11 protein-coding genes and 1 pseudogene are annotated in these 16,993 nt (G+C 60.9%); 6 read left to right on the top strand and 6 right to left on the bottom strand.

The window, feature by feature from the left end:
* Nucleotides 1-12: 12 nt before the first annotated feature.
* Genes RGAI101_RS08110 through xdhA form a run of 4 tightly spaced genes read right to left on the bottom strand, consistent with a single transcriptional unit; the run spans nt 13 to nt 5,988 of the window.
* Complete coding sequence (locus RGAI101_RS08110) at nt 13-1,530, bottom strand: ABC transporter ATP-binding protein (protein ID WP_008227407.1); 1,518 nt, start codon at nt 1,528-1,530, stop codon at nt 13-15.
* Entirely contained in the window at nt 1,527-2,303 is a 777-nt protein-coding gene (gene xdhC, locus RGAI101_RS08105; protein ID WP_008227838.1) for a xanthine dehydrogenase accessory protein XdhC, read from the bottom strand. The genes RGAI101_RS08110 and xdhC overlap by 4 nt, the downstream gene beginning before the upstream one ends.
* Nucleotides 2,300-4,585 carry a xanthine dehydrogenase molybdopterin binding subunit gene (xdhB, locus tag RGAI101_RS08100; protein ID WP_008228109.1) on the bottom strand — a complete coding sequence of 762 codons (2,286 nt, stop codon included), beginning with the start codon at nt 4,583-4,585 and terminating at the stop codon, nt 2,300-2,302. Before xdhB ends, xdhC begins: the two co-directional genes overlap by 4 nt.
* Complete coding sequence (gene xdhA, locus RGAI101_RS08095; RefSeq protein WP_008225253.1) at nt 4,582-5,988, bottom strand: xanthine dehydrogenase small subunit; 1,407 nt, start codon at nt 5,986-5,988, stop codon at nt 4,582-4,584. The genes xdhB and xdhA overlap by 4 nt, the downstream gene beginning before the upstream one ends.
* Nucleotides 5,989-6,209: 221 nt before the next feature.
* On the opposite strand from xdhA, the gene dnaE reads away from it, so the two are divergent.
* Nucleotides 6,210-9,743, top strand: coding sequence for a DNA polymerase III subunit alpha (gene dnaE, locus RGAI101_RS08090; RefSeq protein WP_008228635.1), 3,534 nt, complete (start codon nt 6,210-6,212; stop codon nt 9,741-9,743).
* Nucleotides 9,744-9,800: 57 nt separating this feature from the next.
* On the opposite strand, the gene RGAI101_RS08085 is transcribed toward dnaE, so the two are convergent.
* A complete protein-coding gene (locus RGAI101_RS08085) occupies nt 9,801-9,995 on the bottom strand; it encodes a SlyX family protein (RefSeq protein ID WP_008227426.1) in 195 nt (64 codons plus the stop codon).
* 220 nt (nt 9,996-10,215) lie between these two features.
* On the opposite strand from RGAI101_RS08085, the gene hisS reads away from it, so the two are divergent.
* Genes hisS through hisG form a run of 3 tightly spaced genes read left to right on the top strand, consistent with a single transcriptional unit; the run spans nt 10,216 to nt 13,489 of the window.
* A complete protein-coding gene (gene hisS, locus RGAI101_RS08080; protein ID WP_008226948.1) occupies nt 10,216-11,724 on the top strand; it encodes a histidine--tRNA ligase in 1,509 nt (502 codons plus the stop codon).
* On the top strand, nt 11,724-12,803 hold the full coding sequence (locus tag RGAI101_RS08075; RefSeq protein ID WP_008225934.1) for an ATP phosphoribosyltransferase regulatory subunit: 1,080 nt from the start codon (nt 11,724-11,726) through the stop codon (nt 12,801-12,803). The genes hisS and RGAI101_RS08075 overlap by 1 nt, the downstream gene beginning before the upstream one ends.
* The gene (gene hisG / locus RGAI101_RS08070) at nt 12,800-13,489 is read left to right on the top strand and encodes an ATP phosphoribosyltransferase (RefSeq protein ID WP_008228087.1); all 690 of its coding nucleotides are present in this window, start codon (nt 12,800-12,802) and stop codon (nt 13,487-13,489) included. The genes RGAI101_RS08075 and hisG overlap by 4 nt, the downstream gene beginning before the upstream one ends.
* Nucleotides 13,490-13,640: 151 nt before the next feature.
* On the opposite strand, the gene RGAI101_RS08065 is transcribed toward hisG, so the two are convergent.
* Nucleotides 13,641-14,072: a DUF1489 family protein gene (locus tag RGAI101_RS08065; RefSeq protein WP_008226520.1), complete on the bottom strand. Its 432-nt coding sequence runs from the start codon at nt 14,070-14,072 to the stop codon at nt 13,641-13,643.
* A gap of 122 nt (nt 14,073-14,194) precedes the next feature.
* Here RGAI101_RS08065 and RGAI101_RS08060 point away from each other — a divergent pair, with 122 nt between their 5' ends.
* Both RGAI101_RS08060 and RGAI101_RS22370 read left to right on the top strand, forming a co-directional pair.
* Entirely contained in the window at nt 14,195-16,477 is a 2,283-nt protein-coding gene (locus tag RGAI101_RS08060; RefSeq protein ID WP_008227815.1) for an adenosylcobalamin-dependent ribonucleoside-diphosphate reductase, read from the top strand.
* A 364-nt stretch (nt 16,478-16,841) separates the two neighbouring features.
* A pseudogene (locus RGAI101_RS22370) lies at nt 16,842-16,993 on the top strand (tryptophan--tRNA ligase); the annotation flags it as partial.

Raw genomic sequence — 16,993 nt, 5'->3', positions numbered from 1 at the left:
ACCTGCAACAGATCAAACATGCGCGACCTCCATCCCGTGGGCACCGCCCATCATCAAACCGATCTCGTCCACCGTCAGCCCCTGCGCGGGGCGCGGTTCAGACAAGCGCCCTTCGTTCAGGGCGGCGAAACGGTCTGAAATCTCCATCAACTCGTCCAGATCCTGACTGATCACAATAACGGCGGCACCGTTATCGGCCAAGTCCAGCAGCGCCTGCCGGATCGCAGCGGCGGCAGAGGCGTCGACACCCCATGTCGGCTGGTTCACCACCAATACCTCGGGCCGTTGCAACACCTCGCGACCGATCACGAATTTCTGCAAATTCCCGCCGGACAAGGACCGTGCGGCATTGCCGGGACCGGGGGTGCGCACGTCGAATGCCTGTATGATCTTTTCGGCAAAACGCCTGGCCGCAGGCCAGTTCAGCATTCCGCCGCGCACCAGATTTTCACGCACCGCCCCCGTCAGCATCGCGTTTTCTGTCAAGGACATGTCGGGTGCTGCGGCGTGGCCCAGCCGTTCCTCCGGGGCGGTCAGAACGCCCAAAGCGCGCCTTGCGGTGGGACCAAGGGGGCCAATGTCCTGATCCTTGAACCAGACCATATCCTTGGCCGACAGCGTTTCGCCCGACAAGGCTGCCAGCAATTCGTCTTGACCATTGCCCGCGACGCCCCCGATGCCAAGCACTTCGCCCGCGCGCACTTGCACAGAGATATCGCGCAAGGGCATGCCAAACGCGCTAGGGGATTTCGCCTTAAGCCCGCGCAGCTCCAACAACACGCCACCGGGGGTCTTGTCCGCGCGCAGCGGCGTCTTGAGCGTGCTGCCAACCATCATCTCGGCCATGTCGCGGGCCGACGTCTCGGAGGGTGTGCAATGGCCCACGACCTTGCCCAGCCGCAGAATCGTGGCGCTGTCACACAGGGCACGGATCTCTTCGAGCTTGTGGGAGATATACAGGATCGCCGTGCCCTCGGCACTGAGCTTGCGCAGCGTCTTGAACAGGATTTCAACTTCTTGCGGGGTCAGGACCGACGTGGGTTCGTCCATGATCAGCAGCTTTGGATCTTGCAGGAGACAGCGAATGATTTCGACCCGCTGGCGTTCGCCTGCGGACAGATCACCTACAATCCGGTCGGGCGACAGCGGCAGGCCATAGGCTTCGGACACTTCGGTGATCTTCTGGCTCAGAACACCCAGTCTCGGGGCATTTTCCATCCCCAAGGCGATATTTTCCGCGACGCTCAACGCATCGAAAAGCGAAAAGTGCTGAAACACCATGCCGACGCCTTCGGCCCTTGCCGCGCGCGGTTCCTGGGGGCTGAACAGGGTACCGTGCATCCGCATCACGCCGCTGTCAGGTTTGACCAACCCGTAGATCATCTTGACCAGCGTGGATTTCCCCGCACCGTTTTCCCCCAGCAGCGCGTGGACTTCGCCCGGCGCGATGGTGAGGGACACGTCGTCATTTGCAACGACGCCGGGATAGGCTTTGGTCAGTCCGGAAAGGGCAAGAAGGGGTGGATTCATGCGGTGGCCTTTGATGGTGCGTCTGCTCTTGCGTCGGCCAGCAATGTGGCGACGACCCCTTGTGCAATGTCCGAGGGGCGTTTTCCAAGTCTTTTGTCGCCAATGGGGCAGGTGATCTGCGAGGGGTCAAGGCCCATCGCGTCCAGACGCTTGGAAAACCGGGCCCATTTCGTGTCCGAACCGATCAGCCCGATGCTGGCCGCACTGCGTGTCAGCAGCGCCGCACAGAGCGCCAGGTCGATGTCGTGGGAATAGGTGAAGATCAGGTGGTGCGCATCCAGCGGTGCCCGCAGGGCGAGACGCGGCATATCGAGGGCGGGAACCACGGTGACCGCGTCAGGCAAGACGGCAGGAAAACGGTCAAGGTCCCGATCGACCCAGGTGATGTCGAACGCCTTGGCCGGCGCATGGGCAACCACGGCGCGTCCGACATGGCCCGCCCCCCAAAGCCACAGGTTTCGCGGCGGGCCAGAGAGCAGGGGGCCATGTGTCGGGGTCGGTTCTGCGTCGGTCGGCCGTTCCTCGTGGGAAAACCGCAAGGTGACGGCCCCGCCGCAACATTGCCCCAGGTTCGGGCCCAACGGAATCTTGAGGGTCTGCATGGCGCGTCCGTCGGAAAGCATCTGGCGTGCGGTCATGATCGCCTGGTGTTCCAACGCGCCACCGCCGATCGTGCCTGCGATCTCGTGTGCGGTCACCTTCATCGCCGTGCCGACGTCGCGCGGGGTCGAGCCGCGCACGGCGGTGATTTCTATGTATACGGCGTCGTTCATGCGCGGGTCTTGAGGACGGCTGCCAGCACTGCTTCGGCAGTCGCGGGTGTTTGCAGATCACCGTAGCCCGGGCCGCAGGCGCTGACCGCGTCCGACAGCGCCATGGCCGCGGAAATCCCCAGCATCAAGGGTGGCTCTCCGACTGCCTTGGACCGGTATACCGTCTGCGCGGGGTTCGAATGATCCCACAAGGCGACGTTGAACACATCGGGCCGGTCAGAGCAGGCCGGGATTTTATAGGTCGACGGTGCATGGGTTTTCAGGGTGCCGTGATCGTCCCAGACCAATTCTTCGGTGGTCAGCCATCCGGCCCCCTGGACATAGCCGCCTTCGATCTGGCCGATGTCCAGTGCCGGGTTCAGGGACGCCCCGGCGTCATGCAGAATATCAGCCCGCAGGATACGGTTTTCGCCGGTCAGCGTGTCGATCACCACTTCGGTGACCGCAGCGCCATAGGCGAAATAGAAAAACGGCTGACCGCGCCCCGCGATGCGGTCCCATTCAATATCCGGCGTTTTGTAATACCCCGTCGACGACAGCGATACGCGGTGCACGTAGGCAGAGGCGACGGCATCGGCAAAGGTGATCTTTTGATTGCCCACAGTCACCATGCCGCCGGAAAATGTCACGGCTTCGGGCGAAACCTGATGAAGCTTTGCCAGATGTTCCGTGATGCGGTCGCGGATCGTATCGCAGGCGGCTTGCACGGCCATTCCGTTCAGATCCGTGCCCGAAGACGCCGCCGTGGCCGAGGTGTTCGGGACCTTGCCAGTGTCCGTCGCGGTGATCTTGACCAGACTGACATCCACGCCAAAGCGGCTGGCGGCAACTTGGGCGACCTTTTGGAACAGGCCCTGTCCCATCTCGGTGCCGCCGTGGTTCAACTGGATCGACCCGTCCTGATACACATGGACCAGCGCCCCGGCCTGGTTCAGGTGGGTCAGCGTGAAGGAAATGCCGAATTTTACCGGCGTCAGCGCGATGCCGCGTTTGAGAACCGGCTGGCTGGCGTTCCAGTCCCGGATCGCCGCGCGACGGGCTGTGTAGTCCGAGGTTTCAACCAGCCTGTCCGTGAGCGTGTTGATGATGCCGTCGGTGACGGGCTGGTGGTAGGGGGTCGTCTGGACACTGTCGCAGGGTGCATCGGCGTAATAATTCACCCGCCGGACCGCCAGCGGATCTGCGTTCAGATGAAGGGCGATATGGTCGATGACCCGTTCGATACCGACGATGCCCTGGGGGCCGCCAAAGCCGCGAAATGCAGTTGCGCTTTGGGTGTTGGTGCGCAGCCGGTGCGAGGTGATGCGAATGTTATCCAGATGATAGGCGTTGTCTGCGTGCAGCATCGCACGGTCGGCCACGGGCAAGGACAGGTCCATAGACCAGCCGCAGCGGGTGTAATGGGTGAAGTCCAGCGCAGTGATCCGCCCGTCAGGGTCAAACCCGACAGTGTAGTCGATGCGGAAATCGTGGCGCTTGCCGGTGATGATCATGTCATCATCGCGGTCATAGCGCATCTTGCAGGCGCGCCCGGTCCTTGCCGCAGCGACCGCGCAGGCCACCGCCAAGGCGTTGCCCTGGCTTTCCTTTCCGCCGAAACCGCCCCCCATGCGCCGGGTTTCCACCCGCACCGCATGCATCGGCAGGCCAAGGGCTTCGGCGACCTTGTGTTGAATTTCGGTCGGGTGCTGGGTCGAGGAATGGACGACCATGTCGCCATTGTCCTGCGGCAGCGTAAGGGCGGCTTGGCCTTCCAGATAGAAATGTTCCTGCCCGCCGATATTGATCGTCCCGTTCAGGGTCTGGGGCGCTTTTTTCAGGCCCGCGGCGGCGTCGCCTTTTTGGTAGATGCGCGGGCCGTCCTCGAAACGGCTGTTGGCGGCAAGCGCCTGTTCGATGGTGAGGATGGGGTCGGTCTGGTCAATATCGACCTGCCCCAGTCGGGCCGCGCGGCGCGCCGCAAGATGGCTGGTGGCAACGACCATGAAGATCGGCTGGCCCGCATAGTGCACAGCCTCGGTCGCCAGCAACGGTTCGTCATGGTTCGAGGGGGAGACATCATTGGCAAAGGGCAGATCGCCGGCCACAAGCACATCGACGACGCCGGGAGCGTCTTGCACGGCGCTCAGATCAATGCCGGTGATCGTTCCCGCAGCGCAGGTGCTGAGGCCAAAGGCAAGGTGCAGCGTGCCCGAGGGCGTCGGGATGTCATCGACATAGCGTGCGGCACCGGTGACATGCAGCCGCGCGGCGTCGTGGGGCAGGGGCTTGGCGACGCTCATGCGGTCACCTGCTGCAGGTCGGTTTGAACACCGTCCGCCTCGTGAAGGTAACGCAGCAGCATGTTTTGGGCCGTCTGCAAACGATATGACGCAGAGGCGCGCATGTCCGAAAGGGGTTGAAAATCAAGCGCGAGGGCTTCCATCGCGCGGTGCATCGTGGGGGCGGTGAAGGGCTGGCCGTGCAGTGCGGTTTCGGTTCGGCTGGCGCGTTTCGGAGTGCCAGCCATGCCGCCAAAGGCGATGCGGGCATCGGTGATGATGTCGCCATCGCGGGTAATGTTGATGCAGCCGCAGACCGCCGAGATGTCCTGATCGAACCGCTTGCTGAGCTTGTAGCAGCGCAAGGTGTCCGGCTGTTTCGGAACTGTGATGGCTTCGACGAATTCGCCGGGGCGACGGTCCTGTTTGCCGTAGGCGATAAAGAAATCCTCGAGCGGGAGGGTTCGTCGGGTATCCCCTTGTCGCAAGTGAAGTTTGGCCCCCATGGCGATCAATGCAGGCGACCCGTCCCCGATAGGCGAGCCATTGGCGATATTGCCACCGATGGTCGCGGCATTGCGGACCTGGGCAGACCCGTAGCGGCGCAGCATCGTCGCGAGACTGGGGTGGTGAGAGGCGAAATGCGCCTCAAGATCAGCGATGGTGGTCATGGCCCCGATCCGCCAGTGATCGCCCGCGTCGGTGATGCCGCGCAGATCGTCGATCCGGTTCAGAAAGGCGGTGGCCCCGAGGTCGCGGAACTGCTTGGTCACCCAAAGGCCGACATCCGTGGCTCCGGCGATCAGCGTCGCATCGGGGTTAGCGGCGTACCAGTGCGCCAGATCATCGGTGGTGGCGGGTTGGATATGATGAGGGGGCTGTCTACCCCCATCCGGCTGCGCCGGCCCCCCCGAGGATTTTTGTCCATTTGGAATACGAAGGTTTTTGAGGTGTTGGGGGACGGGCTGGGTTTCGGCGGCTTTTGCGGCGCGGATGATCGGGGCGTAACCGGTGCAGCGGCACAGGTTTCCGGCGAGCTGCGTGTCGTGGTCTGTGGTGCCGTTCAGGTGGGCCGTCGCCATGCTGACCGCGAAGCCGGGGGTGCAAAAGCCGCATTGGCTGCCGTGGTGGTCGATCATTGTTTGCTGGACAGGATGGAGTGTGCCGTCAGGCGCGCTGAGGCCCTCGACGGTGGTGACAGATTTTCCGTTGATTTGGGGCAGGAACAGGATGCAGCCATTGAGGGCGCGGTGCCCGCTTTCGTCGCTGATCATGACGCTGCACGCGCCGCAATCGCCTTCGTTGCAGCCTTCTTTGGTGCCGGTCAGGTGACGTGTTTCACGCAGCCAGTCGAGCAGGGTCGTGGTGGGGGAGATGCCGGTCAGCGACACGACTTCCCCGTTCAGGCGAAAAGTGATGTCCATAGGTTCGTTCCGCCGCGGTACCGGGGCCCAGATATGCGCGAGGTTCGATGCGACGTAGAACGTGGCGCGGGCAATTAGTGGTCAAGGCTAGGCGGGCGCAGGGGGGATTGGCAAGTGGTTTCGACAGCGCATGCCCCAGCGGCACTTTCCGGTGCCGGAAAATTGGGCGTGGATGCGATGCGGGTCTGGTGGCGCGGGCGCGGCTGGCCTAAGCATGGGGCATGGCACACACACCCCGATTCATACACCTGCGCACCCATTCGGAATATTCGTTGCTGGAAGGGGCATTGCGGCTGAAAAAGCTGCCTGATCTGTGCAAATCGGCGGGCATGCCCGCCATGGCGCTGACCGACACCAACAACATGTTCGCGGCCCTGGAATTCTCCATAGCCATGTCGGGCGCGGGGGTTCAGCCGATCATCGGCTGTCAGGTCGATCTAGCCTATGTTCAGGCGCAGCCGGGTGAAAAGCCGCGCTTGCCTGCCCCTGTGGTGCTGCTGGCACAGTCCGAACCGGGCTATGAGAACCTGATGAAGCTGAATTCGTGTCTGTATATCGACAAGGGCGGCGCGCTGCCCGAGGTGACACTGGACCAGCTTGAGTCGTTGAGCGCGGGCATCATCTGTTTGACCGGTGGCGCTGGCGGCCCTGTGGGGCAGTTGCTGCAAACAGGGCAGGCACCGGCCGCCGAGGCGTTGATGAAGCGGTTGCACGGGGCCTTTGGCGACCGGCTTTATGTCGAGCTGCAGCGCCATCCGGGCGAAAATGGCCAACCCGAAGCTGAACGCCTGACCGAGCGCGGCTTTGTCGAAATGGCCTATGCCATGGGCATCCCCCTGGTGGCGACCAACGACGTCTATTTTCCGAAAACGTCGATGTATGAGGCGCATGATGCGCTGATCTGTATTGCGGACGGGGCCTATGTCGATCAGCAGCAGGACCGGCGGCGTCTGACGGCGCAGCATTATTTCAAGTCGCAATCCGAGATGGTGACGTTGTTTGCCGATCTGCCGGAGGCGATCGATAACACGGTCGAGATCGCAAAACGCTGCGCCTTCATGGCCTACCGCCGCGATCCGATCCTGCCGAAATTTGCCGATGACGAGATCGAGGAATTGAAGCGGCAGGCCCATGAAGGATTGAAGAACCGGCTGAAGGTGATCCCCCACGCGACCAGCGTCGAGGACTACGAAAAGCGGCTGGACTTCGAGCTGGGCATCATCGAGGGCATGGGGTTTCCTGGCTATTTCCTGATCGTTGCGGATTTCATCAAATGGGCCAAGGATCATGACATTCCGGTCGGGCCGGGGCGGGGGTCGGGTGCGGGGTCGCTGGTGGCCTATGCGCTGACGATCACCGACCTTGATCCGCTACGCTATCAACTGCTGTTTGAACGGTTTCTGAACCCCGAACGCGTATCGATGCCCGACTTTGATATCGACTTTTGCATGGATCGCCGCGAAGAGGTGATCCAGTATGTGCAGCGCAAATACGGGCGCGACAAGGTGGGCCAGATCATCACATTTGGTGCGCTGCTGTCCAAGGCGGCGGTCCGCGACATCGGGCGGGTCTTGCAGATGCCATACGGTCAGGTGGACCGTCTGTCCAAGATGATCCCGGTCGAAGGCGTCAAACCCGTCAGCATCGAAAAGGCGCTTGCGGACGAGCCGCGCCTGCGTGACGAAGCCCGCAACGAAGAGGTCGTGGCACGGCTGCTGGACTACGGTCAGCAGGTCGAGGGGCTGCTGCGCAACGCGTCAACCCACGCGGCGGGCGTGGTGATCGGTGACAGGCCGCTGGACCGGCTTGTGCCGTTGTATCAAGACCCGCGATCGGACATGCCCGCGACCCAGTTCAATATGAAATGGGTGGAACAGGCCGGACTGGTCAAGTTCGACTTTCTCGGGCTGAAAACCCTGACCGTCATTCAGAATGCTGTGGACCAGATCAAATCATCGGGCCGCCATCTGCATATTGCCGCAGACGGGACCGAACTGTTTGCCCCCCCCGAAGGTCTGATCGACGATATCGCCACCATCCCGCTGGACGACGAGGCGTCGTACAAGCTTTATGCCAGCGCCAAGACGGTGGCTGTGTTTCAGGTGGAATCCAGCGGCATGATGGATGCCCTGAAACGGATGAAACCGACCTGTATCGAGGATATCGTGGCCCTTGTGGCGCTGTATCGTCCCGGCCCGATGGAGAACATTCCGACCTATTGCGAAGTCAAGAACGGGATCAAGGAGCGCGAATCCGTACACCCGTCGATTGACCACATCCTTGAGGAAACCCAGGGGATCATCGTTTACCAGGAACAGGTGATGCAGATTGCGCAGGTCATGGCGGGCTATTCGCTTGGCGGCGCTGACCTGCTGCGCCGCGCCATGGGTAAGAAGATCGCCGAGGAAATGGCCAAGGAGCGCCCCAAGTTCGAAAAGGGTGCGATGGCCAATGGTGTCGACAAGAAAAAAGCGTCTGAAGTCTTTGACCTTTTGGAAAAATTCGCCAACTACGGCTTCAACAAATCCCACGCTGCCGCCTATGCCGTGGTCAGTTATCAAACCGCGTGGCTCAAGGCGAACCATCCGGTTGAATTCATGGCCGGTGTGATGAACTGCGATATTCACCTGACCGACAAGCTGGCGGTGTATTTCGAAGAGGTGCGCAAGCGGCTTGAACTGCCGTGGGTGCCGCCTTGCGTGAACCGCAGCGATGCGATGTTCAAAGTGGTGGAGGGGGCCTTGGTCTATGCGCTGGGCGCATTGAAGAATGTGGGCGTCGAGGCGATGAAACTGATCACCCAGGGCCGCAAGATCGAAGGGGTGGACCGGCCTTTCGCCACGCTGTTCGACCTTGCGCGGCGGGTTGATTTGAAACGTGTGGGCAAACGGCCGCTGGAAATGCTGGCGCGGTCGGGTGCGTTTGACCAGTTGGACAACAACCGCCGCCGGGTCTGGAACGCGCTGGACGGGCTGGTAAGCTATTCCGCCGCCATCCATGAACAAAAAGCATCCAATCAGGTGTCCTTGTTCGGCGAGGCGGGCGATGACCTGCCCGAGCCGCGCATCCTGCCCTGCGATGATTGGGAGGCTGCCGAACGCCTGACCGAGGAGTTCAAGGCCGTCGGCTTTTATCTGTCTGGCCACCCGCTGGACGACTACATGGGGCCGATGAAGCGCAAATCGGCAAGTGGCGGCGTGCCGTTCCTGACGCTGGATGAATTGACCGAAAAGGTGTCGATCAAGGGCGCGATGAACGCGCGGCTTGCGGGCGTTGTCGCGGGGCGGCAGGAACGCAAATCGGCGCGCGGCAACCGCTTTGCCTTTGCACAACTGTCTGATCCGACAGGGGCTTACGAAGTCACGCTGTTTTCGGACACGCTGGAACTGGCGCGCGATCATCTGGAGACCGGATCGAAGGTTGTCGTGATGGTCGAGGCGACGATGGAAAGCGATCAGCTGAAGCTGCTGGGCCGTTCCGTCGCCGCGATTGACGACGTCGTGGCCGATGCAGGCAATATGGGCCTGCGGATTTTCGTCCAGGAAGCCGCAGCCATTCAAGCGGTGGCCGATGTGCTTGCCGGTGCGCGATCCGCTGCGAAATCAGCGGGCAAGGGGCCGATACAGCTGTGCTTGATCGACCCAAGCCTGCCCGGCGAGGTCGAGGTGGACCTGTGTTCGGAATATCCGATGACCCCCAAGATCAAGGGCGCGATCCGGTCGCTGAGCGGCGTCATGGAAGTCGAAGAAATCTGAGGGGGATAAGGTGCAGATCGGGCGGAGGGTAACGGCCGACCCTCTGGCGGGCTGAATTCAGTAGTGGGGCGGGCGGTCATTTCCCAACACGATGCCCTCGCTGCCCGCCGCTTCGCGTTCGCCCTCGCGCTGCATCAGCATGTGAACGCGCCGGGTCAGGGTTGCGATCTCGGTCTCTTGGCGGGCGACGACATCTGACAGGTCATCGACGGAGCGCATGAGGTGAGCGAGTTGTTCTTCGAGCTTGTCCATCAGGTGTCCTTTTGCGTTCAGCGCATATGCTGGGGGTCAGGGCGCAGATAAGTGAGGGCAGTGGGCATTGCAACTGTCGTATGGGGGCTGTCTGCCCCCACGGCTGCGCCGTTCCCCCGAGGATATTTGAGAGCCAGAGAAGATGGTGGGGTTTGCTTGCTCTTGCGTGGGGGGTGGGGTAGATGCGAGGCGCAAAGTTCAGCCCACAGGATGTGATCCCATGGCCAAGCCAAACAAGACCCCCCGCCCCAAGGCCGAAGCGCCAAAGGGGTTTCGTGATTATTTCGGTGCCGAAGTTACCCAAAGGGCCGAAATGCTGCGCAAGATTGCCGGGGTGTATCATCGCTATGGTTTTGATGCTTTGGAAAGTTCGGGTGTCGAGACAGTCGAGGCCTTGGGCAAGTTTTTACCCGACGTGGATCGCCCCAACGAAGGGGTTTTTGCATGGCAGGAAGACGCGGACGCGGACAAGCCCGGTGACTGGCTGGCGTTGCGCTATGATCTGACCGCGCCGCTTGCCCGTGTCTATGCGCAGCACCGCAATGATCTGCCGACGCCGTATCGCCGCTATGCGATGGGGCCTGTGTGGCGCAATGAAAAGCCCGGACCGGGGCGGTTTCGTCAGTTCTATCAATGTGATGCCGATACGGTTGGCGCGCCTTCGGTGGCTGCCGATGCGGAAATTTGCGCGATGCTGGCGGATTGTCTTGAGGAAGTCGGGATCGAGCGCGGCGATTACATCGTGCGCGTGAACAACCGCAAGGTGCTGAACGGGGTGATGGAGGTAGCAGGCGTGCTTGACCCGACCGACCCTGACAAGTTTGCATCCGAGCGTGGGATCGTTTTGCGCGCGATCGACAAGCTGGACCGGCTGGGGCTGGACGGCGTGCGTGCCTTGCTGGGGGCGGGGCGGAAGGACGACAGTGGTGATTTTACCGACGGGGCGGGTTTGACGGATGCGCAGGCCGACGTCGTCATGGGTTTCATGCAGGCCAAGCGCGATACCGGTGCGGAAACTGTGGCGCGGTTGCGGGAACTGGTTGCGGGATCGTCGACAGGCGTACAAGGCGTGGATGAGCTGGAGACCATTGCCGATCTGATGGCAGCGGGTGGCTATGGCCCCGACCGGGTCGAGATTGACCCGTCGGTCGTGCGCGGCCTTGGCTATTACACCGGTCCTGTTTTCGAGGCAGAACTGACCTTTGAGATCAAGGACGAGAAGGGGCGCGTGCGTAACTTTGGGTCGGTCGCCGGGGGCGGGCGTTATGACGATCTGGTCAAGCGCTTTACCGGCCAGGAGGTGCCTGCCACGGGCGTGTCCATCGGCGTTGACCGGCTGTTGGCCGCGCTGCACGCCAAGGGACGGTTGACCGGCGATGCCATCGGCCCCGTTGTTGTGACCGTGATGGATAAGGCGCGCATGGCCGACTATCAGGCGATGGTCGCCGAACTGCGGCAGGCAGGTATCCGGGCCGAGGTATATCTGGGCAACCCCAAGAATTTCGGCAATCAGCTGAAATACGCAGACCGCCGCAACAGCCCCGTCGCGGTGATCGCCGGGGGGGATGAATTCGACAACGGGATGGTGCAGATCAAGGATTTGATCCTTGGTGCGAAGATCGCGGAAAACGCCACTCTTGAGGAGTGGAAGGACCGCCCCAGCCAATACGAGGTACCCCGCGCCGATCTGGTGGCAAAGGTGCGCGAAATTCTGGAGCTGAACCGCTGATGCCGACCCGATCACAGACGCTTGCCAAGGCTGGCATGTTGCGCATGACGTTCGAAGAGCAGGGTGCCGTCGTGGTTGAGCCCCCGATCCTGCAACCTGCGGAAACCTTGCTGGACCTTTATGGCGAAGATATCCGCGCGCGCGCCTATGTGACATCGGATGCCTTGCGCGGTGAACAGATGCTGCGGCCCGATTACACCTTGCCCGTGGTGCAGATGCATATGGCCCACGGGGCCGACCCCGCGCGCTATACCTATGCAGGCGAGGTGTTTCGCCGTCAGGAAAGCGATCCGGCGCGGGCGAATGAATTCATCCAGGTCGGCTATGAAGTCTTCGACAGAACCGATCCGGCCGCGGCCGATGCCGAGGTGTTCGCCCTGATTGCGCATGCTTTGCGTGGGCTGCCCGTCAGTGCCGTGACAGGGGACATCGGCATCCTGATGGCTGCCGTCGCAGGGTTGGACACAACGCGCCGGCGCAAGGATGCGCTGATGCGCCACATCTGGCGGCCACGCCGGTTTCGTGCGCTGCTGGACCGCTTTGCTGGCAAGACGCCGGTGCCGCCTGCGCGTGCGGCCCTGCTGGCGGGGCAGGCCTTTTCGGATGCGCCCCTGATCGGGTTGCGCAGTGGGCCCGAAATCGAGGCGCGCATCACCGCGCTGCGTGAAGATGCCGACGCCGCGCCCCTTTCGGCAGGGCAGGTCGAACTGATCCAGGGCGTGCTGGACATTCGCGAAACCATGCCTCACGCGATCAGCCAGCTGCGGGATCTGGCGGTCGATCTGCCTGCGATCTCTGTTGCGGTCGAGCGTGTGGCCGCACGGGCGACAGCGTTGGAAGCCCGCGGGGTCGAGACCGAAACGCTGATGTTCGAGGCAAGCTTTGGTCGGGTGTCGATGGAATATTATGACGGGTTTGTCTTTGGGTTTCGCGCCGACCGGCGGCCCGATCTGCCTGCAATCGCAAGCGGCGGCCGCTATGACGCGCTGACCCGCAGGCTGGGACAGGGCGGGGAAATCCCGGCGGTTGGCGGCGTCATGCGCCCGGGCCTGATGCTGGAACTGGAGGCCGGTCAATGACGATCAAGCTGGGGGTGCCGTCAAAGGGACGGTTGATGGAGAAAACCTTTGAATGGTTCGCGGCGCGGGGGATAACGCTGCAGCGCACCGGGTCCGAACGTGAGTATGCCGGGGCAGTCGAGGGCATCGAGGATGTGTCGCTTATGCTTTTGTCGGCGGGCGAGATCCCGCGTGAACTGGCTGCCGGACGGATCCACCTTGGCGTGACGGGCACCGACCTGATCCAGGAAAAACTGGCCTTGTGGGATCAATTGGTCAGCTCGGTCGAAGAACTTGCCTTCGGGCATGCGGATCTGATCATTGCCGTGCCGCACGCCTGGATTGACGTTGACACGATGGATGATCTTGACGCGGCCGCTGCGGCGTTTCGCAACACGCACGGGTTCAGACTGAGGATTGCAACGAAATACCACCGTCTTGTTCGGGAATTCCTGCGTGGGGCCGGGGTTGCGGATTATGCGCTTGTCGACAGCCAGGGGGCGACGGAAGGCACGATCAAAAACGAGACTGCCGAGGCGATCGCGGATATTACATCCAGCGGTGAAACGCTCAGGGCCAACCACCTTAAGATCCTATCGGATGGCTTGATCCTCAAGTCGCAGGCAACCTTATGGCGCAGCCGCACCGCGCATATGGATGAACGGGACCGCAAGACCTTTGCTGCACTGCTTGAAAAGCTGGGTTGATCCAAAGGCTGCGCTTGCGCGCAATTTCTTTTTCAAGATGCCTCCGGCGGGAGTTTAAGGGCAAAATGAAGAGGGGCAGAACCAACCTGTCGTCTTCATTTTGCAAAATAAACTCAAATCCTGCAGCCTCAACCGAGAGCGGCGGCTGCCGTTAGAGCACACCGATTTCAGCCAGCGCCCGATTGAGTTCGACTGGAATCGGCTCTTCCTGAGCGCGGCCTGCTGGCAGGTCGGATGGTGCATCAGCGGGTGCCAGATAACGCCAGCCCTGAAACGGACGTTTCAGGCTGCTTTGGACTTCGATCAATTCGGGGTCGAGCACGATTGCGCAGCGCCGAATGCCGTCCTGGCCGACGTATTCGTCGAGGCGGATGACTTTCTGACGGCACTGGATGCTGCCTTTGATGACCCAATACATCGACCCGCCGTTTATGATCTCGGATTCTCTTTTTGGCCACATGCGGGTGACGTGACGCGGGAAACCTTCGGGCGTTTGGGCACGTTTTGTGGCCTGCCATGCGGCAAGGTCCGCGATCGTCTCGGTGCCGACGGATAATTTTACGAGGTTTACGCAGTTATTCACAGATTCTCTCCAATCCCACACGACATTATGTAGCTCATCTATCGCAGGCTTCAAACTGTTGTGCTTGTCGATATGTTTGCGGTAAGGTGAGGCCTCTCCGAAAAGCTTTCAAGGAATCGACTATGTCACGATTTGCCGCCCCTATCGCCGAACAGATCTGGGACATGAAATACCGCTTCAAAGATGCCGAAGGTGCGGCACGTGATGTCACGGTCGAGGACACGTGGCGGCGGATTGCACGTGATCTGGCGCAGACCGAGGACGCCCCTGAAGTCTGGGAGGAGACGTTCTTTGAAGCGCTGGAGGATTTCAAATTCCTGCCCGCTGGTCGCATCACTGCAGGGTCGGGCACTGCGCGGCGCGTGACATTGTTCAACTGCTTCGTGATGGGCACCATACCAGACAGCATGGGCGGCATTTTCGACATGCTGAAAGAAGCCGCTTTGACCATGCAGCAGGGCGGTGGCATCGGCTATGATTTCTCGACCATCCGGCCAAAGGGCGCGGATGTTCTGGGTGTGTCCGCTGATGCGTCCGGCCCGTTATCTTTTATGGATGTGTGGGACGCGATGTGCCGTACGATCATGTCCGCAGGATCCCGCCGCGGCGCGATGATGGCGACGATGCGCTGCGACCACCCTGACGTCGAAGACTTCATTGCCGCAAAATCCGATCCGGCCCGCCTGCGGATGTTCAACATGTCGGTTCTGATCACTGACCCGTTCATGGACGCGGTCAAGGCGGATCAGTCATGGGATCTGCAATTCGGTGGCAAGGTTTATCGTACCGTGCAGGCGCGCGATTTGTGGAACCGGATCATGAAGGCAACGTACGAATTTGCCGAACCCGGTGTGATTTTCATCGACCGGATCAATGCGGCCAACAACCTGAGCTATTGCGAAACGATCGCTGCGACCAACCCCTGCGGCGAGCAACCCTTGCCGCCCTATGGCGCGTGTCTGTTAGGGTCGATCAACATGGCGCGCATGGTTGCGGACCCCTTCGACAAGACGGCGCATCTGGATGTGGTCGCCTTGGACAAGCTGGTCGCCACGGCCGTGCGGATGATGGACAACGTCGTCGATGTATCGAAATTCCCGCTCGAGGCGCAGAAAGCCGAAGCGAAAGCCAAGCGCCGGATCGGTCTTGGCGTGACGGGTCTGGCCGATGCATTGCTGATGGTCGGCCTGCGCTATGGATCCGACGAAGCGGCGGCCCAGACCGAAGCGTGGCTCAAGGCCATTGCGCGGGCTGCCTATCTGGCCTCTGTCGATCTGGCCAAGGAAAAGGGCGCGTTCCCGTTGTTTGACGCGGACGCCTACCTTGCGTCCGGCACGATGCAGCAGATGGACGAGGATGTCCGGTCCGAAATCAAGGAACACGGCATCCGGAATGCGCTGCTGACCTCGATCGCGCCGACCGGCACAATCAGTCTTTACGCCGGCAATGTCAGTTCCGGCATCGAACCGGTCTTTGCCTATGCCTACACCCGCAAGGTTTTGCAAAAAGACGGCAGCCGCACCGAAGAAGAGGTCGTGGATTATGCCGTCCAGATGTGGCGTGACCTGAAAGGCGACGCGCCTTTGCCCGATTATTTCGTAAACGCCCAGACGCTGGCCCCCCTGGACCACGTCAAGATGCAGGCGGCGGCGCAGAAATGGGTCGACTCAAGCATCTCCAAGACGATCAACTGCCCCGAAGACATCAGCTTTGATGCCTTCAAGGACGTCTACATGGCCGCATGGGATCAGGGCTGCAAAGGCTGCACCACCTACCGTCCCAACGATGTGACCGGGTCGGTTCTATCGGTTTCAGAGACCACCGATAATGCCCCGGGCGAGGTCGCACCCGAGCCGATGCCATCAGAAGGCGGCGAAGTGGTCTATATGTCCGAACCGCTGGACCGTCCGGAGGAACTTGAAGGATCGACCTACAAGATCAAATGGCCCGACAGCGAACACGCGCTTTATATCACTGTGAATGATGTGATCATGGGCGGACACCGTCGCCCGTTCGAGGTTTTCATCAACTCCAAGAACATGGAGCATTTCGCCTGGACGGTTGCGTTGACGCGCATGATCTCGGCCGTGTTCCGGCGCGGTGGCGACGTGTCATTTGTCGTGGAAGAATTGAAGGCGGTCTTTGACCCCCGTGGCGGCGCATGGTTGGGCGGCAAGTACATCCCGTCGATGCTGGCCGCGATTGGCGGCGTGATCGAGCAACACATGATAGCGACAGGCTTTATCGCCGGCGAGGGGCTTGGTCTGAAGACGGATCCACAGGCCAAGGTCGTGGGCCTTGATGCGCCCCGCGGCAAAGCCTGCAGCAGCTGTGGCCAATACGATCTGCGCATGGTCGAAGGCTGCATGACCTGCGGCAGCTGCGGGCATAGTAAGTGTGGTTAATCGCGCCTGTTGAGCTTTAGGCAGAAAAAGGAAAAGGCTTCTCAAAAGCAACCAATAGTGTGCGCAAGGCCTGTCAATAGAAAAGTAGCTGCTTCCGATGTGGAGCGGCTACTTTTATCTGCATGAGATGAAGACGTGTGTTTGGTCCTGAAAAGGAAACGAGAACTTAACGCACTTGACCTGACGATTAGCTATAGCTATCGGAATGTTATGGAAAAAATGTTTAACATCGCACGGAACTGGCGGCTGTCTTTTTAAGAAGGCAGCTGGAGCGATATATATTAAACCCAAGGCTGCCGTATGGCGGCCTTTTTTGTTTTCTTACATTACGCTGTGCGGCACCTTTCTATGAAAAGGCACACAAATGAAACCCATCATCCTTACTGGCGACCGGACAACCGGCCCGCTGCATATCGGCCATTATGCCGGCTCACTGCGCAATCGCCTGAAGTTCCAGAACGATCATCAGCAGTTTCTATTGCTTGCGGACATGCAAGCGCTGACCGACAACGCGAA

Source organism: Roseobacter sp. GAI101, assembly GCF_000156335.1.
GTDB lineage: Bacteria > Pseudomonadota > Alphaproteobacteria > Rhodobacterales > Rhodobacteraceae > Sulfitobacter.
This window is presented reverse-complemented; position numbering and strand designations above follow the sequence as displayed.